22 protein-coding genes and 1 pseudogene are annotated in these 25,688 nt (G+C 71.8%); 6 read left to right on the top strand and 17 right to left on the bottom strand.

Going from position 1 to position 25,688, the window contains the following annotated elements:
• Nucleotides 1-8: 8 nt before the first annotated feature.
• The 15 genes and pseudogenes from IO20_RS0114155 to IO20_RS0114090 all read right to left on the bottom strand — a co-directional run bounded on the left by IO20_RS0114155 (nucleotide 9) and on the right by IO20_RS0114090 (nucleotide 17,702).
• On the bottom strand, nucleotides 9-1,760 hold the full coding sequence (locus IO20_RS0114155; RefSeq protein ID WP_030552176.1) for an aldehyde dehydrogenase family protein: 1,752 nt from the start codon (nucleotides 1,758-1,760) through the stop codon (nucleotides 9-11).
• A gap of 92 nt (nucleotides 1,761-1,852) precedes the next feature.
• On the bottom strand, nucleotides 1,853-3,187 hold the full coding sequence (locus IO20_RS0114150) for an MFS transporter (protein ID WP_030552178.1): 1,335 nt from the start codon (nucleotides 3,185-3,187) through the stop codon (nucleotides 1,853-1,855).
• A 209-nt stretch (nucleotides 3,188-3,396) separates the two neighbouring features.
• The gene (locus IO20_RS0114145; RefSeq protein WP_030552180.1) at nucleotides 3,397-4,320 is read right to left on the bottom strand and encodes a TauD/TfdA dioxygenase family protein; all 924 of its coding nucleotides are present in this window, start codon (nucleotides 4,318-4,320) and stop codon (nucleotides 3,397-3,399) included.
• A gap of 160 nt (nucleotides 4,321-4,480) precedes the next feature.
• Nucleotides 4,481-5,083 carry a TetR/AcrR family transcriptional regulator gene (locus IO20_RS0114140; protein ID WP_030552182.1) on the bottom strand — a complete coding sequence of 201 codons (603 nt, stop codon included), beginning with the start codon at nucleotides 5,081-5,083 and terminating at the stop codon, nucleotides 4,481-4,483.
• Nucleotides 5,084-5,451: 368 nt separating this feature from the next.
• Nucleotides 5,452-6,405 (bottom strand): NmrA/HSCARG family protein, encoded by a 954-nt coding sequence (locus tag IO20_RS0114135; protein ID WP_030552184.1) that lies wholly within the window; start codon nucleotides 6,403-6,405, stop codon nucleotides 5,452-5,454.
• A 63-nt stretch (nucleotides 6,406-6,468) separates the two neighbouring features.
• Entirely contained in the window at nucleotides 6,469-8,217 is a 1,749-nt protein-coding gene (locus IO20_RS0114130; protein WP_031127266.1) for an Hsp70 family protein, read from the bottom strand.
• Between the two features lie 264 nt (nucleotides 8,218-8,481).
• Nucleotides 8,482-8,649: pseudogene (locus IO20_RS42335) on the bottom strand (STAS domain-containing protein); the annotation flags it as partial.
• A gap of 7 nt (nucleotides 8,650-8,656) precedes the next feature.
• Nucleotides 8,657-9,034: an FKBP-type peptidyl-prolyl cis-trans isomerase gene (locus IO20_RS0114125; protein ID WP_030552187.1), complete on the bottom strand. Its 378-nt coding sequence runs from the start codon at nucleotides 9,032-9,034 to the stop codon at nucleotides 8,657-8,659.
• A 144-nt stretch (nucleotides 9,035-9,178) separates the two neighbouring features.
• Nucleotides 9,179-10,051: a glycosyltransferase family 2 protein gene (locus IO20_RS0114120; RefSeq protein WP_051874558.1), complete on the bottom strand. Its 873-nt coding sequence runs from the start codon at nucleotides 10,049-10,051 to the stop codon at nucleotides 9,179-9,181.
• Between the two features lie 44 nt (nucleotides 10,052-10,095).
• Entirely contained in the window at nucleotides 10,096-10,836 is a 741-nt protein-coding gene (locus IO20_RS0114115; RefSeq protein WP_030552190.1) for a hypothetical protein, read from the bottom strand.
• Entirely contained in the window at nucleotides 10,833-11,459 is a 627-nt protein-coding gene (locus IO20_RS40310) for a 2OG-Fe(II) oxygenase (RefSeq protein WP_030552192.1), read from the bottom strand. Before IO20_RS40310 ends, IO20_RS0114115 begins: the two co-directional genes overlap by 4 nt.
• Nucleotides 11,460-11,596: 137 nt before the next feature.
• Nucleotides 11,597-13,435 (bottom strand): hypothetical protein, encoded by a 1,839-nt coding sequence (locus IO20_RS40305; RefSeq protein WP_051874559.1) that lies wholly within the window; start codon nucleotides 13,433-13,435, stop codon nucleotides 11,597-11,599.
• Between the two features lie 16 nt (nucleotides 13,436-13,451).
• Nucleotides 13,452-14,999: a patatin-like phospholipase family protein gene (locus IO20_RS0114100; protein ID WP_030552195.1), complete on the bottom strand. Its 1,548-nt coding sequence runs from the start codon at nucleotides 14,997-14,999 to the stop codon at nucleotides 13,452-13,454.
• Complete coding sequence (locus IO20_RS0114095) at nucleotides 14,996-16,684, bottom strand: GMC oxidoreductase (RefSeq protein WP_211270370.1); 1,689 nt, start codon at nucleotides 16,682-16,684, stop codon at nucleotides 14,996-14,998. The genes IO20_RS0114100 and IO20_RS0114095 overlap by 4 nt, the downstream gene beginning before the upstream one ends.
• A gap of 199 nt (nucleotides 16,685-16,883) precedes the next feature.
• Nucleotides 16,884-17,702 carry an SDR family NAD(P)-dependent oxidoreductase gene (locus IO20_RS0114090; RefSeq protein WP_030552198.1) on the bottom strand — a complete coding sequence of 273 codons (819 nt, stop codon included), beginning with the start codon at nucleotides 17,700-17,702 and terminating at the stop codon, nucleotides 16,884-16,886.
• Nucleotides 17,703-18,011: 309 nt separating this feature from the next.
• On the opposite strand from IO20_RS0114090, the gene IO20_RS42330 reads away from it, so the two are divergent.
• Genes IO20_RS42330 through IO20_RS0114070 form a run of 4 tightly spaced genes read left to right on the top strand, consistent with a single transcriptional unit; the run spans nucleotide 18,012 to nucleotide 19,413 of the window.
• Complete coding sequence (locus IO20_RS42330; RefSeq protein ID WP_078946066.1) at nucleotides 18,012-18,269, top strand: YegP family protein; 258 nt, start codon at nucleotides 18,012-18,014, stop codon at nucleotides 18,267-18,269.
• Nucleotides 18,270-18,692: a phage holin family protein gene (locus IO20_RS0114080; RefSeq protein ID WP_030552200.1), complete on the top strand. Its 423-nt coding sequence runs from the start codon at nucleotides 18,270-18,272 to the stop codon at nucleotides 18,690-18,692.
• The gene (locus IO20_RS0114075; RefSeq protein WP_030552201.1) at nucleotides 18,689-19,150 is read left to right on the top strand and encodes a DUF3618 domain-containing protein; all 462 of its coding nucleotides are present in this window, start codon (nucleotides 18,689-18,691) and stop codon (nucleotides 19,148-19,150) included. Before IO20_RS0114080 ends, IO20_RS0114075 begins: the two co-directional genes overlap by 4 nt.
• Nucleotides 19,147-19,413, top strand: coding sequence for a DUF4235 domain-containing protein (locus tag IO20_RS0114070; protein WP_030552203.1), 267 nt, complete (start codon nucleotides 19,147-19,149; stop codon nucleotides 19,411-19,413). The genes IO20_RS0114075 and IO20_RS0114070 overlap by 4 nt, the downstream gene beginning before the upstream one ends.
• Before the next feature lie 483 nt (nucleotides 19,414-19,896).
• Here the strand turns inward: IO20_RS0114070 and IO20_RS38530 are convergent, their stop codons facing one another.
• Together IO20_RS38530 and IO20_RS0114060 are read right to left on the bottom strand one after the other, a co-directional pair.
• Nucleotides 19,897-20,172: a sigma factor gene (locus tag IO20_RS38530; protein WP_425423720.1), complete on the bottom strand. Its 276-nt coding sequence runs from the start codon at nucleotides 20,170-20,172 to the stop codon at nucleotides 19,897-19,899.
• A 17-nt stretch (nucleotides 20,173-20,189) separates the two neighbouring features.
• Nucleotides 20,190-22,901: an AMP-binding protein gene (locus tag IO20_RS0114060; protein ID WP_078946068.1), complete on the bottom strand. Its 2,712-nt coding sequence runs from the start codon at nucleotides 22,899-22,901 to the stop codon at nucleotides 20,190-20,192.
• Between the two features lie 173 nt (nucleotides 22,902-23,074).
• Here IO20_RS0114060 and IO20_RS0114055 point away from each other — a divergent pair, with 173 nt between their 5' ends.
• Both IO20_RS0114055 and IO20_RS0114050 read left to right on the top strand, forming a co-directional pair.
• Nucleotides 23,075-24,094 carry an iron ABC transporter substrate-binding protein gene (locus tag IO20_RS0114055; protein ID WP_030552207.1) on the top strand — a complete coding sequence of 340 codons (1,020 nt, stop codon included), beginning with the start codon at nucleotides 23,075-23,077 and terminating at the stop codon, nucleotides 24,092-24,094.
• 1 nt (nucleotide 24,095) lies between these two features.
• Nucleotides 24,096-25,685 (top strand): ABC transporter permease, encoded by a 1,590-nt coding sequence (locus IO20_RS0114050; RefSeq protein ID WP_030552209.1) that lies wholly within the window; start codon nucleotides 24,096-24,098, stop codon nucleotides 25,683-25,685.
• The last annotated feature ends 3 nt before the right edge of the window (nucleotides 25,686-25,688 follow it).

The following is a 25,688-nucleotide window of genomic DNA, read 5'->3' as shown; positions in this document are numbered from 1 at the left end:
GACGCGCTTCAGCCGCGCAGCGCGGAGGCGAAGATGCCGGGCAGTTTCGCGATGTCAGGGGCCGCGGTGAAGCGGGTGACCCGCTGCAGGGTGGTGGCGCCGGTGCGATGCGTGACGAAGTAGGGAGGCCGCGGCGACAGCGAGGGCGAACCGGTGAACAGGCCACGGGGAGCGGGCGCGAAGGGCGCGCGCAGCACGGTCTTCTCGATGTCGTCGTCGGCCAGCATGAAGGCATTGTGGACGAAGCCGACCCCGCTTCCGATGGACTGGCGGGTGTGACCGGGATGGGCTCCCCACGGGGTGTAGCCGAGGAGGAACCCGATCGCGGACCAGCAGTTGACCCCGATCGTGCCGTACCGCAGGCCCGCCAAGGCCGTGTCGACCGCGGCGCGGTGGTCCTTCTCCGTTCTCGGGTGGACGAGGAGCGTCGCGCCGAGGGTGCCGGGGAGGCGGTCGTTGGCGAAGGCGACGGCCTCGCCGAGGAAGGACTCCGGGGTGGCGCCCGGGAGGCGTACGACGCCCAGCGCGCTGCCGAACACCTCGTCGGTCAGCAACATGTCGGCCTGACCGTCGACGTCGGGGACGTGGGAGGCATCGGTGGCGGTCGGGACGTCGGGGACCAGGAGCCGGCAGTCGCCCTCCCCGTGGACCTCGGCCTTCGGGTGCGCCGCCCGCACGGCCGCAAGCCGCCGGTCCGCACCCGGGTAGTAGTCGGTGCGTGCGGGCAGTTCGCGCAGGACCTGCCGGATCTCGGTCAGCAGCGGCTCGGTGCCGTCCCAGTCGCGGGGGAGTACGAGGATCTGGCTGGCGACGCAGTTGTGGCCGGAGTTGTTCATCTTGCTGGTGACGATGTGCTCGGCCTGGAAGCGGAGGTCCGCGGCGCTCCACGGGCCGGGCACGACGACGCAGGGGCTGACGCCGCCGAGCTCGCTGCTGAACGGCTTCGTGTTCAGCGGGGTGTCCGCGCGGCGGCGTTCCTCGGCCTTCTCGTCCGTGCCCCAGACGATGGCGTCGTGGGTGCGCTCGCTGCCGGTGACGTGGATGCTGTCCACGCCCTCGTGCGTGGTGAGATGAGCGCCCTCCGCCGCTCCGCCGTCGACGAACCGCACCCAGCCCCGCGTGACGAACTCGCCGAAGACCCGCTCGAAATGGGGGCGGAGGTAGGCGTTGACCGGGTTCATCTTCGCGAGGACGACCTGGCCGTCCACGTACAGCTTGTGCAGGATGTCGAGCGCGGTGATGGCCGCGACGTTGCCGGCGCCCAGGACGAGGGCGACGCCGGAGGCGACGGGCCGGCCACGGTACGCGGCCGCCGCCCGCCTCCGTACCCCGTCAGCCGTCGTGCCGGGCCGGGTCCACACCCGGGCCGTGAACCCGTTGAGCAGCAGGCCGTCCCAGCCGGTGGCGGGGAAGACGTCGACGACCGTCCGGCCGTCCCGCTCCCGTACGGCGCGGGCGTCGACCGGCTCCTTGCCGGCCGCGATCCGGCGCAGCACCCGGAGATAGGCGCTCGTGGTCTGGGCCAGGGCCCACGGCGCCCCTGCCCAGTCCTCCGCCGCCCAGGGGGAGTCGGGGCCGTAGCCCTTGGCGCGGGCGCAGGCGGTGACCATGTCCTCGGCCCCGTCGGCTATCCGCGGCAGCAGTCGCTCCAGGAGCCGGACGCGCTCGGGGAGCGGCGTGGCCGTCCAGGTGCCGGCGCCCTCGCGCAGTTCGGCGACGGCGCGGTTCAGCGCCTCGATGTCGAGGATGGGGGAGGTCATGGTCGGGCTCCTTGGACGGCGGGCGTCGGTCGGCGTGGATCGGTGGGAGTACGGGGCTGATCTACGGGGGCGGGGGCGGGCGGCCGGGGGTGTCAGGCGCTGGTGCGTGCCGCGTCGCGCGCCGGGTCGATCAGGGCGAAGGCGACGACGGCGCCGAGCAGGAGCAGGACGGCGGACAGTACGACGGCGTTCTGGTAGCCGGAGGTGCCCTGGCTGTCGACCATGCGGCCCACGAGGGTCGGGGCGATCAGGCCGCCGGTCGTCACCACGGCGTTCATCGTGCCGAGGGCGCCGCCACGCCGTGCGGCCGGGGCGAGTTCGGCGACGGTGGTGATCGCGACGGTCGCGAAGGAACCGCCGAGCCCGCAGCCGGCGATGAGCAGCGCCGTCTTCGCTGCGGTGCCGTCGGCCGCGGGAACGGCGAGGAAGCACAGCGCGCCGAGGAACAGCAGACCCGCGCCGACGCGGCCGCGCGCCCAGCGGCTGGCCACGCCGCGGCGCATCAGCCACCCGGTCAGCGCGGCCTGACCGAGCAGCACCACGGCACCGAGTGCCCAGGGCAGGGCCACCAGGGTGCCGGCGGTCGCGGGGGAGTGGCCGAGGCCGTTCTTCAGGTAGGACGGCAGCCACACCAGCATGAGGGCCACGCACCAGTAGCTGGTGAAGTACGCCAGGGTGGTGCCGATCCAGGTACGGCTGGCGAAGACGCGCCGGTACGCGGGCCAGGCCCGGGACTTGGCGGGCGCGGGGCCGGGCGCGGGGGCGGACGCGGCGTCGGGGGCGGTCCCGGCCTCGGTGTCGCGGTACCTGCCGTCCGCGCCGCACACGAACCAGGCCGCGGCCCACACGAGACCCACGCCCGCGACCACCCAGAGGGCCGAGCGCCAGCCGTGGTTCTGGATGACCCAGGTGAGACCGGGGGCGGCGGTGATCACCCCCAGGGTGACGCCGAGGGTGACCAGGGCGCCGGGCAGGTTGCGCCGGTCGTTCGGGAACCAGGACAGGGCGGCCTGCTGGGCGACGGGGAACGCGGGTCCCTCGGCGGCCCCGAGCACGACCCGGGTGCCGATCAGGACGGCGAGCCCGCCACCGAGGGCGGCGGGCACCTGGGCCACCGACCAGAGCAGCGCCATGACCAGCAGAAGCCGCTTCAGGGACACGCGGTCGGCCAGCAGGCCCACCACGACCGCGGCCACGGAGAACAGCAGGAAGAACGCGCTGTTCGCCAGCCCGAAGTCGGTCGCGGACAGACCCAGATCGGCCCGGATCTCGTCGGCCGCGAGACCGAACACGGCCTTGTCGGCGAAGTTGATCATCATGAAGACGACGAGCATGCCGGTGACGATCCAGGCGCGGACGCCGGGGTCGTCCGCTGCCTGCGTGGCCCCTGCGAGTGGTGGTACGGCCGAGGTGTCGGCGGCGGTCACGGGAACCTCCGGAGAAGAGGGACGGCGCATGCGGAGGTGCGGTGCCGCGCCGAGAGGGAATGGAGGAGGGGGAGTGGGGGAGTGGGGAGGGGGACCGGCGGGCGCGGGCGGACACCGGCCGGGACGCCCGGCCGGTGCCGAAGGGGACGCCCGGCCGGACCCGACCGGGACGGAGGCCCCGCCGGCGCTCCGAGGGGCAGGACGACGGCTCAGGAGAGCGGCACCCCGGCGACGGCGATGCGCTCCATGACACGGCGCCGCGGGTAGTAGTCGTTGATCGCGTAGTGCTGGACGGCGATGTTGTCCCAGATCGCGATGGAGTCCGGCTGCCACCGGAAGCGCACCTGGTACTCGGGGATGCGGGCCTGGAGCACGAGCGCGTCGAGCAGTTCGCGGTTCTCCTCGTCCGACAGGCCGACGATGCGCGTGGTGAAGGGCTCGTTGACGTAGAGCAGCTTGCGGCCGGTCTGCGGGTGGCGGACGACGACCGGGTGCTCGACGGGCGGCAGGGACTGCCGGAAGTGGGCGATCTGTTCCTCGGTCATGACGGAGCCCCAGCTGGGCACCCAGTCGTGGACGGCGGTGAGGCCCTCGACACGGGCCTTCATCTCCTCGGAGAGGTTGTCGTACGCGGCTCCCATGTCCGCCCACATCGTGTCGCCGCCCGAGGGGGGCACCTCGACCGCGCGCAGGACGGAGCCCAGGGCGGGGGCGGCCATGAAGGAGTGGTCGCTGTGCCAGATGTTCTCCTGGCCGACGGCCATGGCGTCCTTGGCCAGCCGGGAGACACCGGCGGTCTCGCTCTCGGGGAAGAAGGGGTTCGCCTCGGGCACGCCCCAGACGCCCGCGAGGGCGAGGTGGTGCTCGGGGGTGAAGTCGCGCTGGTCGCGGAAGAAGAGCACCTTCCACTCCAGCAGGGCCTGGCGGAGTTCGGCGGCGAGCTCCTCGCCCATCCGCCCTGTGAGGTCCACCCCGCTGATCTCGGCGCCGATGTGCGGGGTGAGCGGGGAGACGTCGAGGAGCCGGTACGCGACCGGCGGCATGTCCGGAGCCGTGCGCTCCAGCACGCGCCGCCCGTAGTGCAGCAGGGGCTTGTCGAGAACGGGCTGGGGGGTGGTGGCGGGCGTGGTCATGGAGTACCTCCGCGGTGACGACGATGACGTCGGTGACGACCGAGCATTCGGTTCGGTGACGACCGAGAATTCGATACCGGGAGTATCGATATAGGGGCGCGCGAGGGCAAGGGGTTCGCGCCCCTCGATTTCAGTGCCCCTTGAGGGAGACCGCTTTCGGTCAGTCCTGCGCGGACACGGCGCGCGAGACGAGGTCGACCACCGTGTCCACCAGGGCGGTGTCGGGCGGTTCCAACTCTCCGACGAGGCGGAACACGAGCGGAGCCGCCACCATCGTGGCCACCGCGCGGACGTCGATGTCCGGCCGCACGTCGCCGCGGGCGATCCCCCGCTCCAGGATGTGCCGGGTCTCGCTCATGACGCGGGCGGAGTAGTCCCCGTACGCGCTGCGCACGGCGCCGGCCTCGGCCGCCGCCCCGATGACGCCGGCCATCAGCCGGTCGACCCCGGGTGCCAGGTACGCCTCCAGCCGGGTCGAGAGCACGACCCTCAGCTCGGTGCGGAAGTCCCCGAGGTCCGGGACGGACAGCGGGCCGATACGGGACTCGGCCGCCGCGATCAGCAGGTCCTGTTTCGTCGGCCAGCGCCGGTAGATGGCCGGCTTGCTGACCGCCGCCCGCTGGGCCACCGCGTCCATGGTGACGGCGCCCAGGCCCTTCTCCGTCACCAGGGCGATCACCGCGTCCAGTACCGCGTGGTCGACCCGCTCCTCGCGCGGCCGCCCAGGCCCCCGCCCCTCGTCCCGCACCCGCTTTCCAGCCATGCGTCGAGCCTACGGGCACGTCCTCCGCCCCGGCCGGGCAGGGGAGCCCGGCTCTGGCGTGACCGCGACGGCCCTGTACTCAGCCGGCCCCGTGTACCGCCGGCCGTACCGCCATCCCCCTGCCCCCGATCCAGGGACGTCACCCCGCTCGCGTCCACCAGCGCCGAGCGCCGAGCCCAAAGGGCCCGATGACCGCACCCGCCGACACCACCACCACGCCGCCGCGCAGCGAACCGGCCACGGCCTGGCCTTCGGTACGCTCCCGGCCGGCCTCGGCATCGCGGGCGTCATCGCCCGCGCGTCGGGCGCCACCGGCTGAGCCGGACCGGCCCGCGCCGCCGCGTCAGAACCGAGCCCCGTGCGCTCGGTCACGCCCACGCGGCGCGGAGCCGGTCGCGGTGGGCGGCGAGCCACGTGTCGAAGTCCTGGAGGGCGGGGTTGAGGTCGCGTACGGCCACGAGGTCCCGTGCCGCGGTGAAGCGGTGCTCGCAGTCCGCGTAGTACTGGAACATGTTCCCCGACTCGTCCGCGTGCGGGAACCGCTGTGCGCGCCATTCGTCCGCGGTGAGAGGCCGGTAGTGCACCGGCTCGCCGATCGCCGACGTGAGCGCCGCGGCCATGTCCGCGACCTTCAGGTGTTCGCCGGCGATGCTGATCGTGGCGGCGATGAGGTCGGCGCCACGGCGGAAGATCGCCAGGGCGGTCTTGCCGATGTCGTCCGCCGCCATGCCGGAGAGCCTGCTGTCGCCCATGGGGTAGGCGAGGTGGAGGGCGCCGTCCGGGCCGCGCTGCGGGGCGAAGAGGTCGAGAAGGTTCTCCCAGAAGTACGTGGTGCGCAGGAACGTGGTCGGCACCGCCTCTTCGGCGAAGTAGTGGTCCGCTTCCGCCTTGCCGTCGAAGTGCGGCACCTTGTAGTGCTCCTGGAGGGTCGGCATCCGGTCGTCGTCGAGGGGCACGCACTCCCGCGTGTCCTCCAGCGTGGACCAGATCGCGTGCTGCACTCCCGCGTGGGAGGCTGCCCGCGCGAGGGCCCGGGCCTGGGTCTTCTCCCGCTCCGCGGACACGTGCTCCCAGAAGTTGGTGACGAGGAAGGCGCCGTACGCGTGCTCGAAGGCCGGCGCGAGGCTCGCCTCGTCGTCCATGTCCGCCCGGACGACATCGGCGCCCAGTCGCCTCAGCTCCTGCGCACTGTCGGAGTCCGGATGCCGGGTGACGGCCCGGATCGAGAAGGTCGGATCCCGATCGGCCAGGGCCGCTCTGACGAGGCCGCCACCCTGGCGGCCGGTGGCCCCGAACACCGTGATGATCTTCTTGCCGGTCATCGCTGAATCGCCTCGCACCCAGGACTCATCGCCGAACTGCTCGCACCTTGCCTGCCGTTCGTCCTACTTGCTTCCGCCTTCCCGCTTGTCCTCGTCGACGAGCTCCGCGTCGACGACGCCCTCCTCATCGCCCGCTCCGCCGCCGGCCGCGGGCCCGGCTCCCGCCGCAGGCCCGGCCCCCGCCTCGGACCCCTGCGCGCGGGCGTACATCGCCGTGCCGATCTTCTGCGCGGCGGTGTTCAGCCGCTCGACGGCGGTGCGGATCCCGGCGGTGTCGCCGCCCTCGAGCTTCTCCTTCAGGTCGGCGAGTGCCGTCTCGACCTCGGACTTCACCTCGCCAGGGACCTGGTCGCCGCTGTCCCGCAGCAGCTTCTCCGTCCGGTAGGCGAGCTGCTCGCCCTGGTTGCGGGTCTCGGCGGCCTCGCGTCGGCGGTGGTCCTCCTCGGCGTACCGCTCCGCCTCGCGGACCATCCGTTCGATGTCGTCCTTCGGCAGCGAGGAGCCGCCGGTGACGGTCATCCTCTGCTCCTTGCCCGTGCCGAGGTCCTTCGCGGTCACGTGCATGATGCCGTTGGCGTCGATGTCGAACGCGACCTCGATCTGCGGGACGGCACGCGGAGCCGGCGGAAGGCCGGTCAGCTCGAACATGCCGAGCTTCTTGTTGTACGCGGCGATCTCGCGCTCGCCCTGGTACAGCGGGGTCACGTCGAGGAGCAGGACGTCCTTGACCTCACCCTTGAGGACACCGGCCTGGAGCGCGGCGCCGATGGCGACGACCTCGTCCGGGTTGACCCCCTTGTGCGGGTCCTTCCCGGTGAGGGACCTGACCAGGTCCGTCACCGCAGGCATCCGGGTGGATCCGCCGACCAGGATGACGTGGTCGATGTCGGCGACCTTGATCCCCGCGTCGGACACCGCTTGCCGGAAGGGGGCCTTGCAGCGCTCGAGGAGGTCCTCCGTCATCTTCTCGAACTGCGCCCGGGTGAGCTTCTCCTCCAGGTGCAGTGGGCCTTCGGCGGAAGCCGTGACGTAGGGGAGGTTGATCGTGGTCTCCGTGGCCGAGGACAGCTCGATCTTCGCCTTCTCGGCCGCCTCGCGCAGACGCTGCACCGCCATCCTGTCCTTGGACAGATCGACGCCGTACCCGTTCTTGAACCGGGTCACCAGGTGGTCCACGACGCGCTGGTCCCAGTCGTCACCGCCGAGGTGGGTGTCCCCGTTGGTGGCCTTCACCTCCACGACCCCCTCGCCGATCTCCAGCAGGGACACGTCGAAGGTGCCGCCGCCGAGGTCGAAGACCAGAATCGTCTGGTCGTTCCCCTTGTCGAGGCCGTACGCCAGGGCGGCGGCGGTCGGCTCGTTCACGATGCGGAGCACCTTCAGGCCGGCGATCTCGCCCGCCTCTTTCGTGGCCGTGCGCTGGCTGTCGTTGAAGTAGGCGGGAACGGTGACCACCGCGTCCGTGACGTCCTCGCCCAGGTACGCCTCGGCGTCGCGCTTCAGCTTCTGCAGGACCCGCGCGGAGATCTCCTGCGCCGTGAAGCGCCGGCCGTCCACATCACCGCTCGCGGGGAACCGCCAGTCCGCCTCGCCCATGTGCCGCTTCACCGACCGCACCGTGCGGTCCACATTCGTCACCGCCTGCCGCTTGGCCAGCTCGCCGACGAGCACGTCACCCCCCTTGGCGAAGGCGACCACGGAGGGTGTCGTCCGCGCACCCTCCGCGTTCGCGATGACGCTCGGCTCGCCGCCCTCCAGGACGGACACCACGGAGTTCGTCGTTCCCAGGTCGATACCGACCGACCGAGCCATGCTGGCCTCCCAACATCCGCCGGGGCGCACCGCACCCCGCGCACCGCCCGGCGCCTTCCCCGCTGGAGAGCGGGCATGCGCGACGGCCGCCGCCGGCGGGGTCGGCCGCCTGTCCGCCCTGGGTCGGTGCGGTCCGAGTCGGCACCGGGCCGGCGTCCGGCTACAGCCCCGGGACCGCCGCCTGCGCGCGCTGGGGCACCGGCGTGTCGGTGCCGTCCTGCGCGGGCTCACCCGCGCTGGTGGAGCGAGTACGGCATGGGCGAGGCTGTCGTACACGCGGAGGCCGGCGTCCAGCAGGGTGCTCTCCAGCAGCCGCCGGAAGGACTCGTTCCGGCTCACCAGGCGAAGCTCACCGGAGCGCTGCCCGGCTTCGCGGCCCGCGGTGACGAGGACGTTGAGGCCGGCCGCGTCACAGAACTCCACGCCGCTCATCCACCGTTCAGACCACCGAGAGCAGGTCCACCACGAAGACGAGGGTGGAACCCGCAGGGATCAACGGCGAGGGGGACTGGCTGCCGTAGCCGAGGCGCGGGGGAACGATGATCTCGCGCCGACCGCCGACCCTCATCCCCCTGATCCCCCGGTCCCAGCCCTTGATGACCCTGCCGCCACCCACGGCGAACTTGAACGGCTCGCCCCGTTCCCATGAGGCGTCGAACTCCCTTCCGGATTCGAAGGTGACCCCGACGTAATGAACCCGGATGACCCTGCCCGGCTTCGCCTCGGGTCCGTCCCCGACGACGAGGTCCCGGATCGTCAGCTCCTGGGGAGCGTCACCCCTCGGCCGTTCGATCTCGGGCTTCGTCAGTTCGCTCATGGCAGCCTCATCACTCTCCGCCGGAATCCTTCGTACGGACCAGCCGGGCGCGTGGTCACTCCACGCATGGACGATCAGGCTACCGAGAACGCCGCCAGGGCGAGGCCATGAGCCGAGGTCGCTGAGCCGAACGCCGGGCAGGCCTCACCTCCAGTCGCCGAACCTCTCGAAGAACGCCTCCGCGGAGCGCACACTCGCCGCCTCGACGGCGTCCCGTTGCGCCTCCCAGTCACCGGCGAACGCCTCGACCAGCACTTCCGCGGCCCTGGGCGTACCGATGACCTTGCGCAGGCACTCCTCGCGGCGCGAGCCGTCGAAATGGACGAGGGCCACCCGTGCCACGTTGTACGCGCGGCTCGCGGAGCTCAGACGGTAGGGCGGGTACGGGCGGAACCGGTGCTCCAGGCGTGCCGACGGGACGGCCAGCACGTCGATCCCGGCACGCCACGCCCGCAGGCTGAAGTCGACGTCCTCGAGCCCCAGCTCGCGAAAGGCCCCGAAGCCGCCCAGCCGCTCGAACACCGCCCGCCGCACCGCCAGACAGCCTCCCGGCGCGATGGGCACCGGGTAGGGGGCGCCGTCCGGCCCCGGCGGCAGCCAGCGCACCCGCAGGCCGGCGTCGATCAGCCGGGCGCCGCAGCCCAGGGCTGTGCCCCCGAAGTCGCGCAGAGCGGGTGCGAGGACGGCATCGGTTCCGGCGGCCGGCGCGGCCCGCAGCCGGCCGAGGCAGTCCCGCTCCAGGCGGCAGTGCGCGTCCAGGAACAGCAGGTGCGTGCCCCGGGCGAGCCGGGCGCCCGCGTTGCGGGCCGCCGCGACGCCGCTGCGCGGGATGCGGCGTACCACGACCCCTCGCGCGCGCCACTCCTCCCGCTCCAGGGCGGCACAACTGCCGTCGGTGCCGCCGTCGTCGACGACGATGGTCTCGTCGGGGACGTCCGACCCGGCGAACACGGACCTCAGGGTCTCGTGCAGTTCCGCGCCCTCGTCCAGGCTCGCGATCACCAGCGAGACGGTCACCGACCGCTCCAGAGGTCCCCGCCCCGCCCCGGACGCCGTGCGGGTCATTCCAGCGGGGGGCCGGGCGTGCCGGGCGGGACTCCCCCGGGCGGAGACGTGGCGATCAGGTCGATCAGGCCCGGCAGTACGGCCGCGTACCGGATCGAGTCCTGCAGGTAGGCCGTGAGGCCGGCGCTCAGCGCGAAGTGGTAGGAGCTCAGCCGGTCGAGCTCGCCGCCGTCCAGGCCGAGTGCCAGCAGGTCGCCGAGCCTCAGCCGGCCCAGGCTCAGCGCGTCGAGCACCTTCTGCGGTTCCGCGGAGAATTCCAGGTAGTCGGCGAAGTCGGTGGACGACTGGAAGTCGGCCTCGGCGAAACCGGCCTGCTCGAGCGCGCGCTCAAGGGCTCGGTCGTCCTGGCGGACCAGATATCCGGCCGACGGCACGTTCGCCTCGCGCAGATGCTCAAGGAGCTGCTTCGTCAGGGCACCGACGAGGCCGATGTTGGTTGCGTTGCGCCGGTCCGTCAGGACGGGGGTGAGATGGGCCCGGTTCTCGCTGCCGATCATGGCGATGCCCACGGCCTCGACGGTCTGCGACCCGATGCCCTTGGGCGGCCACGGCCGCTCCGTGGTGGCCAGCGCGAGCACCAGGCCGTCCCGGGACAACAGCGGTTCGAGGATCTCGGAATAGAGGTGCGGAAACCCGTTGCGGCGGCAGAACGCGGCGAGCGCGGTCCGCGTTTCGACGTCGGTCTCCTTCGTCACCGTCATCCGGACCGACTCGTTCGCGGGGGAGTGGTGGGTCATCGGGGGCCTCCGAGGGCGGGGGAGTCTGCACTGGACATCCACCCCGCGACCGCGTACCGCGTGCCGTCGCGCACGGTCGCCACCTCGTGCATCAGGGAGGACCGGAACAACAGCAGCATGCCGGGCTCGGGCACCACGACCACCCGGCGGTCGCGCAGGTCCGGGTCGGTCTCGTAGACCGTGAGCGCGCCGCCGTCGAACGTCGGCAGGGTCTGCCTGCCGTCGCGCCCGTTGAGATAGAGCAGCAGCGACCACCGGTGGGCGGCCAGCCGGGGCGGATCGTCCTTGTGATTGGCCACGTCCCGGTGCGCGCGGAAGTAGCTGCCCTTCTCGTACGACATGAAGTACGGGCCGTACAGATGGTCCGCGTCCGAGTCGAACTCGGCGCGGTGGTCCACGAAATAGGACGCCATGCGTTCGCCGATGCGGCGCTTGAAGTCCTCCGGGAAGTGGTGGTCGAAGCACAGGCGCAGCGACTCGTCCAGGATCGATTCGCCCGCGCGCACGATCTGGGCCGGCTCACGCGGCGCCTGCGCCATGGCCTGGATGACGTCGGCGCATTCGGCGACCGAGAGGAATCCACCGGTCGACGCGATGTTCCGCGTCCTGAACTGGGGCTGCATGGCGTGGCGCCTCCCGGTCGCGTACGTCTCATGGGGTGGCAGGAGACTCCTCCAGACAAGCCCCGGCCACCGCGACCCGCACGCCGGACTAGCCCGACCGACGGGTACGCCGACACCCGTGTACGCCGATCGCGCGGTCACCCCTGACCGTGCCGCGCGATCACGACGGGATCCTCGATGAGCCGCACGGTGGGAGCAGGCTCGGGCACCGGACGCTTCCACACGCCCTCCTTGTCCACGACCTCGGCCAACCCCCAGTTGCGGCAGGTCCCGTCGAGTGCCAGCGGGTAGAGGGTGAGCGTGCCGTCCCGCGCGAGGTGCATCCGGAGGAAGCCCTTGTGGTCGTCGAGGGACTGCCCGGACATCTGCCATTCGGCGACCAGGCCCCGGTTCGTCCACAGCACCCATAGGGCGAAGAGCTGGGAGCCGAGGGAGGCGCCCATCACGGCGGCGACGACCAGCAGGATCGCCAGGAGCACGAGGCCGTTCCAGGAGGACGGGATCGACCGGGCGATGGCGGCGGTGATGGTCAGGGCCGCGGCGGCGACCGCCGTCTGGAACAGCGCGGCCACGACCGGACCGGACGGCGCCCTGGGGCGCCGTTCGCGCAGCAGCCCCCTCCAGCAGCCGATCACGAAGGGCAGGACGAAGAGGGCGGCGCTCGTGCAGAGCAGGCCGAGCAGGTCGTCGGCGTCGGCGCTCCGCAGGGCCCCGACGGGATGGCGGCGGCCCTCGGCCAGCGCGAACGCGCCGCTCATGATCAGGACGATCACCATCTGCACCGCCCCGGCCAGGACGGCGAATCCGGGGTTGCGCCGCGGGAGCCAGTACCGCGACCAGGGTGTGGCGATCGCGCGGGCGAGCGAGCGGGACTCCGCCGCGTCCGGGTACGTGTGCTGGGCGAGGGCGAACGCCGTCGGCGGATGGTCCTTCCTCCACATGCGTGAGGTGGCCGGCGGCAGGGGCAGGGCCTTCGGGAGCCTGTGGGTGGACGAGAGGAAAGCGCCGCCCAGGCCGCACGTCACCATCTGGCGGCGCCGGGGGTCCGGGGGCAGCACGTCGTCGGCCCCGGCCCCGTCAACGGGCAGCCGCTCCGCGTAGCGGGCGTAGTGGTGCTTGTCGCCGGTCAGCCACAACCGGATCGAGGCGCCCGTCTCCTCGCGCTCCCGGGTCGTCCGGTCGAAGCGGGACCGCACGATGTTGCGGTCGAACCAGTGCAGCGAGTTGAAGGCGTCGGGCCTCTCGCCGCTCCGCACCCAGGTGGGCTCGGCCGAGCACACGATGACGCTGTCACCCGGACGCAGCCGCGGTGAGAGGTGGGTCTCGAAGTAGCGCCGCTGCGGATCGTCGAAGTAGGAGCCGAGCTGGCTGTCCAGCCCGACGAGCCACCAGCGCTGCGGCAGTTCCACGGCGAAGTAGCTCCGGGTCTGCCGGGTCTGCCAGCCGCCGATCTCGCTTTCCTGGGCGAACATCCGCAGGAACGCGGTGAGTCCGTCGTACCAGTCGTGGTTGCCCGGCAGCGCGACCATGAGCGGCTTGTCCGGCGCCGATGGGAGCGCCGCGCGGTAGGGCCCCTTCATCCGGTCCTCGTAGGCGGTCGCCGACGCCACCGGGTACACCTGGTCCCCGCCGAGGACGAGCAGCGAGCCACGGGGGAGCGAGCCGGGTCCGTGGACGGCGAGTCGGTCCGCCCCCAGGGCGGAGGCCACCGAGGCCGTCGCCTCGAATCCGTCGCCGAGGTCCGCGACGAAGTCGATCCAGATCTCCTCGGCGTCGGGATCGGCCAACGGCGCCCGCAGGAGACCGGCCTCCAGCGCGCCCTGGATCTCTCGCTTGTCCGAGTAGTCGGCGAAGACGGCGGCCAGGCAGACCTTGACCGCCGTGCGCGCCAGCTCCTTCGGCGCGAGCCAGCGCACCGGTTCCTGCGGAACGAAGCGGAGCTCGTCCGCGCGTCTGCGCAGCTCATGGAAGTCCACGTCGGCTCCTCCTCGGTCACAGCGGGGACCAGGGCAGGACGTTCTGCGCGTACACGTCCCACAGCTTGCCGACGAAGAACTGCCCGAACCGTCCCATGGTGGTCACCCTGCCGCGCAGCGTCGGCGCCTCGAACCGGAAGGTGGTGAGTTGCTTCACGAAGTCGGCGGGGCGGATGTGCACGCTTCCCGCGGCCACCGACTGGGCTCCGGACTCCTCGTCGGCCTCGACGTGACCACGGTAGATGTGCGTGTAGAGGACGGACGTGTCCTTCCAGATCCCCCTACGCGAGTCCTCGCTGACATCCTTGTACCCGCTGAGGGTGAGCCGGTGACCGGCCCGGTCGCCGAAGAACAGGCGGTAGCGCATCCGCAGGTGCTGCGGGTCGTCGTGCTCCACGAACAGCTGGAAGGTTCCGCGCTCGACCGGAAGGCGCCCGCCCAGCTCTTGGCAGAGGATCTCTCCGCGCAACTCGGCCTCGTGCTCGGGATCGGAGAGGAAGCGGTCCATTCCCCCGATGTCGACGGTCAGGTGCAGGGCGATGTCAGCGGCGGCGCCGCCCGTCGACGAGGCCGCCCGCCGGGCGTCGTCCTCCCCGAAGACGACACGGCCGACCATGCGTTCGGTGAATCGCATGCGGGTCGGGTCGTCTGGGCGGCCGGGAGGTGCTCCGGGCTTCCAAGGGATGCCCTGGTCCGTGCACCAGCGGCGCGCATGCCGGACTCCGAGTTCCACGGCCTGCGCGAAGCGGTCCCGGCTGAAGTTGACGAGGTAGTTCAGGGGGACTTCGCCGCTCAGCAGCCGGACCTCGATCGGGCGCCCGAACTCTCCCTCATCCCCGTTGCGGAGGGCGGCGTTGCTGGCCTCGATCCGGCGCAGCCAGTGTTGCAGCCGGCCGTTGGCCGTCGTTTCGATGATGTGGAAGTAGTTGGCCACGAAGCCGTCGCGCCAGCGGTGCCTTCGGCTGACCGTCCAGATGATCCACAGTTCGTCGCAGCCCCGCCGGATCGCCTCCTCGACGTTCGCGTCGGTCAGATACACCGGGTCGATGTACGTCTGCCCGTCGATGACGACCGGAGGGAACCACATGGGCAGGGCCACCCCGGCACAGAACCGGTCCTCGTCCATGCGGTCGGCGGTCACCGGCTCCACTTCGTTGGCGCTGAAGTTGTAGAGGGTGAAGGTGGCTTCACGGTCGGTGGCCCGTATCCGCTCCCAGTCCAGCCCCCAGGCCGGGAAGACGCGACGCCGATAGCCGTCCAGGGTGAAGAGGGAACGGGCGTAGGGCCCCTTCGGCAGCTCGCGCCAGTTCGGGGTGACGCCTTTCAGTGGCGAGAGCGTGCGCCAGTTGTCCGCGATCTCGCGCCCGGACATCCCCTGGCAGTACATCGCGAGGTTGAACACGCCTCCACTGGCGCCGTCGGCGTGGTCGAACGTCAACTCGGTCTCGTCGAGCAGGACCTGGAGGACGCCGGCCTGGTAGGCCACCTTCAGCCCGCCGCCGGCGAGGAGGAGAGACCTGCGCGGGGGCCCGCTGCGGGGCGTGGTGCCCTGTCCGGTCGTCATGAGGAGCTCTCAGAGTCGTGCCGGCGGTCCTCGACGATGCGAAGGGCCGACCGGTCGGCCAGCGCGGCGATGGTGAGCGAGGGGTTCGGGCCGACGGGGCCGGGCAGCACCGAGCCGTCGGCGATCGACAGTCCCGGGTAGCCGTACACGCGGCCGTAGGAGTCCACCACGCCGTCCCTCGCGTTCTGCCCCATCGGCGCGCCGCCCACGGGATGCACGGTGATGAGGCGGTTGAGCAACCACAGGGGATTCGCCGCGTAGCGTGCGCCGAGACTGTGGGACACGCGCTCCATGGTCGAATTCATCTGGTCGAAGTACTGATCGGACGCGGCCAGTTTCCAGTCGAGGTCCAGATGCCCGTCCCGGAGGAACATCCGGCCGTTGGGGACGTCCCTTCCCATGCCGAGCAGTGGCAGGGACGTCGCGGTGAACAGCCCCTTGCCCATGGCGTCACCGAGCTGTCGTCCCACCCGGCTGCGTGCGGTCCCGGTCAGCTGCGACCATCCTCGGCGCAGCAGGAATCGCGCGACCCGGTCGGACATCGTGAGGACGTTGTGCTCGATGAGCCAGTTGAGGAATTCCGGGTACCCGGCGTCCTCGATGTAGAACCCCCGGTCCCTCTCGCCGGTTCCCTTGCGGTCCACCCGCATCGCACTCGTGATGACCGGTCCGAAACTCGGCTCCATCAGGTGCGGCTCGGTTTCCCCGGGCCGGTCGTGACGCCTCTTCCGGGCCTTGATCGCCAGCCCGAGGAAGTCCCCGTTCCCGGAGAAACGGGTGCCGAGCGCCGGACTGAGCGCGGGGAAGGCGCTGCGGTTCCGCAACAGCAGATAGGTCGTGCCGAGCGTGCCGGCGGAGAGGACCAGCCGCCTCGCCCTGACGGTCCGCCGTACGGGAGGAGCCGACGGATCCTCGTCGTCGGCCGCGCGGTGCTCGATGTACGAGACCTGGAAGCCCTCTCGGACCGGTTCGAACGAGCGGACCTCGCAGAGGGTCCGGATGTCGGCCCCGAGCCGGTCCGCGGCGCTGAGGTAGGTGAAGTCCATGCTGTTCTTGCTGCCGAAGTTGCAGCCCAGGTCGCATTCGCCGACGAGCCTGCACGCATAGCGGGGGCTGTGGTGCAGATTGTCCTCGCCGCCGTCGAGAGGGGCGCCGGGCACCGGGGGGTCCCCGAAGGAGACGGCCAGCCGCGGAAGTTCCCACGGAAGACCCAGCCGCTCGGCCGCCTGACGCATGGCGAGCGTCTTCGGTGTGCTCCGGTAGGGCTCCACGTCGAAAGGGTATTCCTGCGCGCCCAGCGTGGTCTCGACGGAGTGGTAGTGCGACTCGAGGTCCTCATAGGTGACGGGCCAGTTCTCGTAGCCGCCGTCGAACGACTCGTGCACGAACCAGCTCTCCGGCTTGCGGATCAGCACGTTCGCGTAGATCAACGACCCCCCGCCGAGACCGCTGGACACGAGCGCGTCCATCTTCGAGAAGCTCCACATGTCGTACAGCCCGTACAACCGGGAATCCGGGTCCCAGAAGTTCTTGGCCGCCTCGTGGGGACTGCGGGGAAAGGACCCGGGCGGGAACCGCTTCCCTCGTTCGAGGACGCATACGCTCAGGCCGGCGTCGGCCAGGCGAAACGCCGTCACGGACCCGCCGAAACCCGAACCGACGACGACGGCATCGAAAACGTCCACGCTCGCCACCTCTGGAGATCGGAGCCGGAACAGCTGCCTGACTTCCCCCTCGTCTGCGGCTGCCGCACGCGCGACCTCTCTCCATGGTTCACCCGCGTGTGGTGAAGCGCATGTCGAAGCGTCGGTCCTCACCGGTCAGGACGCGCGTGCGCCGACACGGTGGGCGAATGTGCTCGGTCCCCCCGGCCGTGACTGCCGGTCAGGCCCGCGGGGCGCGTGGCTCCAGCCGGAACTCGAAACCGAGAGTGCCCGGGTCGAGGACGGTCGCGCCGCCGTCGACGGTGAGCGTCGCACCGTTCACGAACGAGGCGGCGGGCGACAGCAGCCAGGCGATGGCCTCCGCGACCTCGTGGGGCTCACCGGGCCGCCCGGCGGGCAGGACCCGGGTCACCTCCTCGTACGCCGCTTCCAGACCGTCCCCGCCCAGGCCCGCCTCCTCGACGAACCGGTTCATCCGGCGGTCGGCCATGTCGGTGCGCACCCAGCTCGGGCACACGGTGTTGGCGCGCAGCCCCGCGCCGCCGTAGTCGACCGCGAGCGAGCGGCACAGCTGGAGCAGCGCCGCCTTGGAGGTGGCGTAGGCGGCGTTCCCGACGCCGTTGCGCAGGGCGGACACCGAGGCCACGGCGACCACCGCGCCGCGGGCGTCGAGCAGATGCGGGAGCGCGGCGCGCAGCAGCAGGAACGGGCCGGTGAGGTTGGTCCGCATGACCTCGTCCCAGTCCTCCAGGGTCACCTCGCCCACCCCGCCGCCCCGCCCGATGCCCGCGTTGAGCACCAGACCGTCGAGCCTCCCGTACGTGCCGACGACCGTCTCGACGAGCGAGGCCACGGCGACGGGGTCCCCGATGTCCGACGGTACGGGCAGGGCGCCGGTCTCCTCGGCGACCAGGCGCAGGGGCTCGGGGCGGCGCCCGGACACCGCCACCTTGTGTCCCGCCCGGGCCAACGACCGCGCGGTCGCGGCCCCGATCCCCGTTCCGCCCCCGGTCACCAGGTACACGCGCTCGTCCGCCACGTCCGCCGCCTCTCCCGTGCCTCGCCCGCCGTGCCCGTCCCGGTGATCTTAGGATCCGATCCCGGTGAACGGGCGAGCACACGCACCCGGTGCGACGGCTTCAGCAGCACGACCACGCTCCGTCCCAGACGCGAGCGGGTCCACAGCGGCGCGCACTACCCCTCCGACGTCGCAGCCGGCGCCGCCATCGGCCTGGCCGCGGCCACCCTCGTACGGGCGACGCCCCGCCTGCTCATCCGCGCCTGGGGATGACCTGAGTCGTGGTCGCGTGACCGGCCGCTCGCGGGGTAGGCGCGCCGTGACAGCGGCGTGCACGTTTCAAGCAGGGAGGGGTCTGCAACGAACGGGCAGGTGATCGCGACGAGCGAGCACTACGAGAGCCATCGCTCCTGCCTGGAGGGCATCGACTCCGTCAAGCGCGACGCCGAAAAAACGCCCCCATCCAGGACACCACCGGTAGCAATTCGGACCGCTGACCGGCGCGGCCCCGCCCAGGCGACACGAACGGCGGCCATCGTGCAGCCATCGCGCCAAACGCACCAAGCATGCGGAGAAGGTGAAATGTAGATGAGCGCCGTAGGACGGCACCCGAACCCCGGCAGCAGTACCGAGGAATCGTTGGGCGCCCTCGTATCACGGGCGTCGCAGCAGATTTCGGAGCTGGTCCGTGAAGAGATGCAGCTGGCCCGGGCGGAGATGACCCAGAAAGGTAAACGCTTCGGTGTGGGCGGCGGCCTGTTCGGCGGGGCCGGCCTGGTCGGCTTCCTGGCCGCGCAGGCGCTGGTCGGCGCCATGATCGCAGCCCTCGCCCTGCTCCTGCCGGTCTGGGCCTCGGCTCTGATCATCGCCGCCCTGCTGGCAGCCGTCGCCGCCGTGATGGCCGCGGCGGGGAAGAAGCAGATCGCCGAGGGCGGCACCCCCGCACCCGAGCAGGCCATCGACAGCGTCAAGGCCGACGTGGCCGAGATCAAGGAGGCAGCACACCGATGAGCACCAAGAACGGCAAGGAAACCGCACTCACTCCCGAGGAGCTGCGCGAGCAGGTCGAGCACACCCGCGACGAGCTCGGCCGGACCGTGGAGGCGCTTGCGGCCAAGGCCGACGTCAGGGCGCAGGCCAAGGAGAAGGCGACCGAGCTCAAGGAGCAAGCCGCCCAGAAGGCCACCCTGGTCGGCGGCCAGCTCCGGGAGAGGGCGGCGCACGCCGCTCAGCTGGTCAAGGACAAGACCCCCGATCCGGTCCTGGACACGGCCGCCCACGCCACGGCCCAGGTACGCGACACCGCGACCCGCGCCGGACAACTCGCCGCCGAGAAGACCCCGGACCCGGTCCGCGAGAAGGCCGAGTCGGCCGCCACCATGGCGAAGGCCAACCGCACCCCCCTGATCGCCGCGGCCGTCGCCTTCGTCGTCTTCCTGCTCCTGCGCCGCAGCCGGAGGTGCCGGTGAAAGCATCCAAGATCGCCTACAAGCCGGTCGGCCTGGCGCTAGGCGCCACGAGCGGCATGATCGCCGGTGCGGCGTTCAAGAAGGCGTGGAAGATGATCGGCCACGACGACGATGCCCCCGACGCCACCGACGAGCACCGCACCTGGCAGGAAGTCCTGATCGCCGCCGCCCTGCAAGGCGCGATCTTCGCGGTCGTCAAGGCCGCCGTCGACCGGGCCGGCGCCGCCACCACGCGTCGCCTGACCGGCACCTGGCCCGGCTGAACCGTCCGAGGGCGGCGTCGACCTCGCGTGGAGGACCGGCGCCGTCAGACCAGAAACCGTGGAGGAAGTCGTGGCCGCGCACCTGCCGACTCCACCTGTGTCGTCACTCCGAGCTGACGAGGCTCGAAGCCGACTCGGGCAGCAGGCCACGGAGATGGCCGAGGACCAGGCGTCGGCGGCGTCGGGGTAGCCGTCGGCGTGCTGACGGCTCGTGTCGGAAGGCATTCATCAGCGGCTGCTGCCGCGTCCGTGATCTGGCAGGGCTGACCGGCGCGACCACTGGAAGCGGCGACTCCTGAACAGCATCGCGACCGGGCTTGGCCAGGCAAAGGGAACCGGAACCGGCACCGGGGCCGCCGCCCCCGTGGCCTCGTCCTGCTGCCGACCGACGACCCGCGCGGCACCGGACTGGCTGCCGGAGCCCTGCCGTTGGCCATGGGCGGCCTGCGCGCCGCCCTGGGGCCGGCTTCCGCCGGAACGCGCTCAGCCGGCTTGCGCTCGGCGAGGTCGGATGGGTCCAGACGGCGGACTTCCTGCTTGCCGGTGCGCTGCTCGCCGCGAGTGCGGTCTCGGACCGGACAGGTCCATCGGCAGCGCCTGGCCGCCGCCGGAGGCGAGAGCGTCCAGGCAGACGTCGGTGGCGATCCGGTACACCGACGACCGCAGTGCCGACCGGCCCTCGAAGCGGTCGACGTTCCGCCACGTGCGGACCAGCGTCTCCTGCGCCACGTCCTCGGTCTCGGCATACGACCCCGGCATCCGGGAGCAGTGACCGGTCAGCTCCCGCCGGTACTCCTCAAGCCCAGCCGCCGCAGTGCCGACCGTCCTGGTATCCCCCATGCCGCACCCTGTCGACGGGTCATCGTCAGGTCGCTGACCCGCCGCTGCACCGTACGGCCGGGCCGGGGCCGAGGTATGCGGCACAGCCCTCCGGCGTTGCCCGCGGCGCGGCGCCCGGCGGTCCGGAGAGCCGACACGCGTTGGACGAGCCGGTTGACGCCAGAGGCGTATCCGATGCCGAAGAGCAGGGAGACGACGAGGGCCAGGGGTTCCGACACTCCGTCGAAGAGCGGAAAGACCTGCCAGTGCGTCAGGTAGATGGCGAGGGAACTGCCCGCGAGCAGACCGGCCACCTGGTTGACGCGGTGCACGCTCGGCAGCGTGGGAAACCACACCAGCAGGCAGAAGCCCACCATGACGAACAGCTCCCGGCGAGGCTCGCCGGAGAAGAAGCCCGGGACGGTGGCCAGGGCGGTGGCCGTCACCAGCAGCCTGTGCGGCACGGTGCGGGACCGCGCCGCCGCCCAGCCGAGGGCGAAGAGCCAGAACACGGTGACCGCGTCGGTGATCTGGGCGCGGGCCGGCAGGCCCACCAGTTCGTAGCGGGTGAGCAGACCCACACCGGCCAGGGCGACCGGCAGTCCGTACGGGAACCGGCGTTCCAGGCGGTGGACCGCGGGGACGGCGAGCAGCGCCGTGAGGGCCAGCAGGATGTAGACGAGGGCCTCGACGAACCAGAGATGGATACCGGTCCCCATGACCTCCGGCCAGAGCGCGTTGTGGAGGAGGAACAGGTTGGACAGGTCGTAGTCGTCGCTGATGAGGAGGGCGAAGGCGGTCCAGGCCATGGTGGGGACGGCGATCCGCCCGATGCTGCGGACCGAGCGACGTGTTCGTTCGCGGCGCTCGTCCGAGGAGAGCAGGAATCGGGCGAAGTTGAACCCGGCGACGGCGAGCAGCAGATGGGCTCCGCCGCGGATCTCGAAGAGACGGATGTGGGAGCCGACGACACACACGATCGCCACCGCACGCAGGACGACACTGGTCTCCACGCTCCGCCGCCGGGACCTGCCGCTGTGCCAGGCCCTTGCACCCTGCTCCAGCTCGCGGAGGGGTGTCGTGTGCCAGTTCGTGGGCAGTCGGCCGAGGCGCGCTTCGAGGTGCAGGGACATCTCGACGTACGACAGGGAGTCGCCGCCGAGGGAGACGAACGAGCTGTCGGGCGTGACGTCGGGGCGGTCCAGGATCCGTGCGTAGAGCGCGCAGAGATCGTCCGGCGTTCCGTCTCCGTCGGCCGGGGGCTGTTCGGCCGGCCGGTCCAGGGCGCGTACGGCCTGGTAGTCGGGCTTGCCCGTGGCCAGCCGGGGGAGTTCGGGCAGCAGGTGGACGCGGACGGCGCGGGCGGGAAGACCGCACTCGTCCGCCACCCGTCTTCGGATCCGTCTCTCGTCCCACCCGGGCAGGGGGACGACGGCGAGGGCGACCCGCTCGTCGTCGCCCGTGCACAGGGCGTTCAGGCCGTGGCGTTCGAGCAGGGCCTCGATCTGCTGGGGGTCGACGCGCAGGCCGAGGATCTTCAGGAAGCGGCTGCGCCGCCCCACGATCTCGTACAGGCCGTCCTCGGTGCGACGGGCGAGGTCGCCGGTGCGCAGGGCGTCGACCGTGCGGCCGAGGGCGAGGTCTTCGGGGGTGTGGGCGTAGCCGAGCATGACGTTCGGGCCGGTGTAGACGAGTTCGCCCACGCCGTGGGATGCCTCCTCGACCGGCTCCAGGCGGAACGAACCGCCGGGCACGGGGACGCCGATGGCCGTCGGGTGCTCGGCGGCCATCGCGGGAGGCAGGTACGCCATGCGGGCCGTCGCCTCCGTCTGGCCGTACATGACGAACAGGTCCCAGCCGCGTCGCTGGCCCAGTTCGGCGTAGTGCGCGACCCGTTCGGGCGCGAGACGGCCGCCCGCCTGGGTGACGTACCGCAGGCGCGGGAGCTCCATGTCAGCGAAGCCGACCCGGTCGAGAAGGTCGAAGGTGTACGGGACGCCCGCGAGCGCGGTGCCGCCGGCCGTCCGGAAGAGGTCCCAGAAGCAGGCGTCGGCGACCGAGAGGCCGGTGAGGACGAGTCCGGCGCCGCGCAGCAGATGGCTGTGGATCACGGACAGGCCGTAGCAGTAGTGCATCGGCAGAGTGGTCGCGGCCCGGTCGGTGTCACGGATGTCGAGGTACGTGGCGATCGACTCGGCGTTGGCCTGGAGGTTCTCGTACGAAAGCCGCACCAGCTTGGGGGAGCCCGTGGAGCCGGAGGTGCTCAGCAGCAGTGCGAGGTCGGGGTGGAGCGTGTGCGCGGAGGTGGCGTGCCGCTCCTCGACGCGCCAGGCGTCGCCGTCCTCCGGATGGATCACGATGTCCGGGTCGTACGCGGAGGTGAGCGCGGCGACCGCGTCGGGGTGGTCGCCGGGCACGAGCAGCACGGTGTGGCCGGCCGACAGCGCGGCCAGATGGACGACGAGCGCCCCGATGGTGTTGGCGCCCGGCAGCAGGACCAGTCGCCGCTCCGGGCCGAGGCGTCGGGCCGTCTCCTCGACCCGCGTGGCCAGCTCACGGTAGGAGATTTCGCCGTCGGCGGTCAGGAGGGCGGTGCGGTCGCCGTGGCGTGCGAGGTCGCGGGCGAGACGGAGGGCGTGGCCGACGGGCGGGGCGGGGAGGAGCGTCACGGACGCATCGTAGGTAAGGCTTTCCTTAGGGAGAAGAGGGGGAGGTTGCTCCGGATGCCGATTCGCGACCGGGCCGTTATCAAAACCTGACTTGACCCTTAGGTTAGCTTTACCTTATCAATACCCTATTCGCAGGTTTCCTCTACAGAGAACAGCAGGAAGGCCCCTCCCGTATGCGCCGCCCCCTGGCCCGCACGCTGACCGCGCTCACCGCGGCCGTCCTGCTCACCCCTCTCCTCGCCGCCTGCGGCAGCGACGAGCCGGCCGACCTCGTCATCTACTCCGGCCGCAACGAGAACCTCGTGAAGCCGCTCATCGAGAAGCTGGAGAAGCACCTCGGCGCCAACGTCGAGGTCCGCTACGGCGACAGCGCCGAACTCTCCGCGCAGCTCCTGGAGGAGGGCGACAAGACCGAGGCCGGCCTCTTCCTCTCCCAGGACGCGGGCGCGCTCGGCGCGCTCTCCAAGGAACAGCGCCTCGCTCCGCTGCCCCGGGCCACCCTCGACAAGGTCGACGCCGCTTACCGCGGTTCCGCGGGCGACTGGGCCGGCGTCAGCGGCCGCGTCCGCGTCCTCGGCTACAACCCCGACCAGGTGCCGACGCCCCCGAACAGCGTGCACGAGCTGGTGAAGCCGGAGTGGAAGGGCAAGATCGGATTCGTCCCGACCAACGCCTCCTTCCAGGCGTTCGTCACCGGCATGCGCGTCCTGGAGGGCGACGACGCCACCCGCACCTGGCTCAAGGGCCTCAAGGCCAACGAGCCCAAGGCGTACGAGAACAACCTCAAGGTGCTGGAGGCGGTCGACAAGGGCGAGGTCTCGCTCGGCCTGATCAACCACTACTACTGGTACGAGCAGGCCGCCGAGAAGGGCGCGGACAAGCTCAAGGCCAAGGTCCACTACCTGCCCAAGGGCGACCCGGGCGGCCTGGTCAACGTCGCCGGCGTCGGCATCCTCAAGGGCGCGGACAAGAAGCAGGCCGCGTTCGCGCAGAAGGCCGTCGACTACTTCCTCTCCGCGGAGGCCCAGACCTACTTCGCCCAGGAGACCAAGGAGTACCCGCTGGCCGCCGGAGTGAAGACCGCCGAAGGCGTGCCGCCGCTGGAGACCCTCCAGCCGCCGAAGATCGACCTCGGCCGGCTGGCCTCCCTCAAGGAGACGCTGGCCTTGCTCCAGGACGTCGGACTGGTCTGACGTGACCGCACCGGAGCGCTCCGCCCCGGCCCGTCGCGACCCCCGCCCGGCGGGTGCCCAGGCACCCGCCGGGCGGGGGCGCGCCGTCGGCCGGCCGTCCCTGATCCTCATCGCGCCCGCCGTGCTCGCGGCCGCCCTCGCGGTACTGCCGCTCGGCTACCTCGGCGTGCGCGCCCTCGAACACGGCCCCGCCTTCGCCTGGGACGTCATCGCCGACTCCCGCACCGGCGAACTCCTTCTGCGCAGCCTCGGCCTGACCGCCGTGGTCGTCGCCGCCTGCCTGCTCATCGGCATCTCGCTCGCCTGGCTCACGGTCCGCACCGCGCTGCCCGGCGCCCGCGCCTGGTCGGTCCTGGTCACGCTGCCGCTGGCGGTGCCCAGTTACGTCACCGCGTTCACGTGGCTGTCCGCCGTGCCGTCCCTCGCCGGTTTCACCGGCTCGGCGACCGCACTGACCCTGGCAAGCTTTCCCTACGTGTACCTTCCGGTCGCCGCCGCGCTGCGCGGCACCGACCCCGGACACGAGGAGGTGGCGCGCTCCCTCGGCCACGGCCCGCTGCGCACCTTCCTGCGCGTCACCCTGCCTCAGCTGCGCCCCGCCGCCGCCGGTGGCGGACTCCTCGTCGCGCTGTACGTGCTCTCCGACTTCGGCGCCGTCTCCCTCATGCGGTACGACACCTTCACCCGGGGCATCTACACCTCCTACCGGGCCAGCTTCGACCGCACCCCGGCCGCCGCGCTCAGCGCCGTCCTGGTCGTCATGACGGTGCTGCTCGTCGCCGCCGAGACCCGCACCCGCGGACGCGGCGGCTACGCCCGCACCGGCACGGGTACCGCCCGGCGGGCCGTCCCCGCCGCCCTCGGACGCCTGAAGCCCCTCGCGCTCGCCTGGTGCGGCGCCGTCGTCGCCCTGGCCGTCGGCTTCCCGCTCGCCACGCTCGGGTACTGGCTCGCCGCCGGCACCTCCGCCACCTGGGACCCGGCCACGCTGACCACCACCGCACTCACCACCCTCGGAGTGGCCGCCGCGGGTGCCGCGCTCACCGCTCTGCTCGCGCTGCCGGTCGGCGTCATCGCGGCCCGCCACCGGGGCGGCCTCGCCCACCTCCTCGAACAGGCCGCGTACGCGGGCCACGCCGTTCCCGGCATCACCGTCGCCCTCGCACTCGTCTTCTTCGCCGTCCGCTACGCCCGCCCGCTCTACCAGGAGACGCCGCTGCTGATCTGCGCCTACGCGGTGCTCTTCCTGCCCGTCGCGGTGGCCGCCACCCGGGCGGCCGTCCTCCAGGCCCCGCCCGTGCTCGACGACGTCGCCCGCTCCCTCGGCCGCACGCCCCTCGGCGTGCTGCGAGAGGTCACGCTGCCGCTCGCCGCACCCGGCGTCGCGGCCGGCGCCGCCCTCACCTTCGTCGTCTGCATGAAGGAACTCCCCGCCACACTGCTGCTGCGCCCCACGGGCATGGACACCTTGGCGACCCGGCTGTGGACCGAGACCGGGACGGGCTCCTTCGCCGCAGCCGCCCCCTACGCCGCCGCGCTCATCCTGCTGGCCGCCGTCCCCTCGTACCTCCTCGGAAGGCATCGCACATGAACG

The sequence above is a fragment of the Streptomyces exfoliatus genome (assembly GCF_000725545.1).
Lineage (GTDB): Bacteria > Actinomycetota > Actinomycetes > Streptomycetales > Streptomycetaceae > Streptomyces > Streptomyces exfoliatus.
Note: the sequence above shows the minus strand (reverse complement) of the source record. Positions and strands in the feature narration are given on the sequence as shown.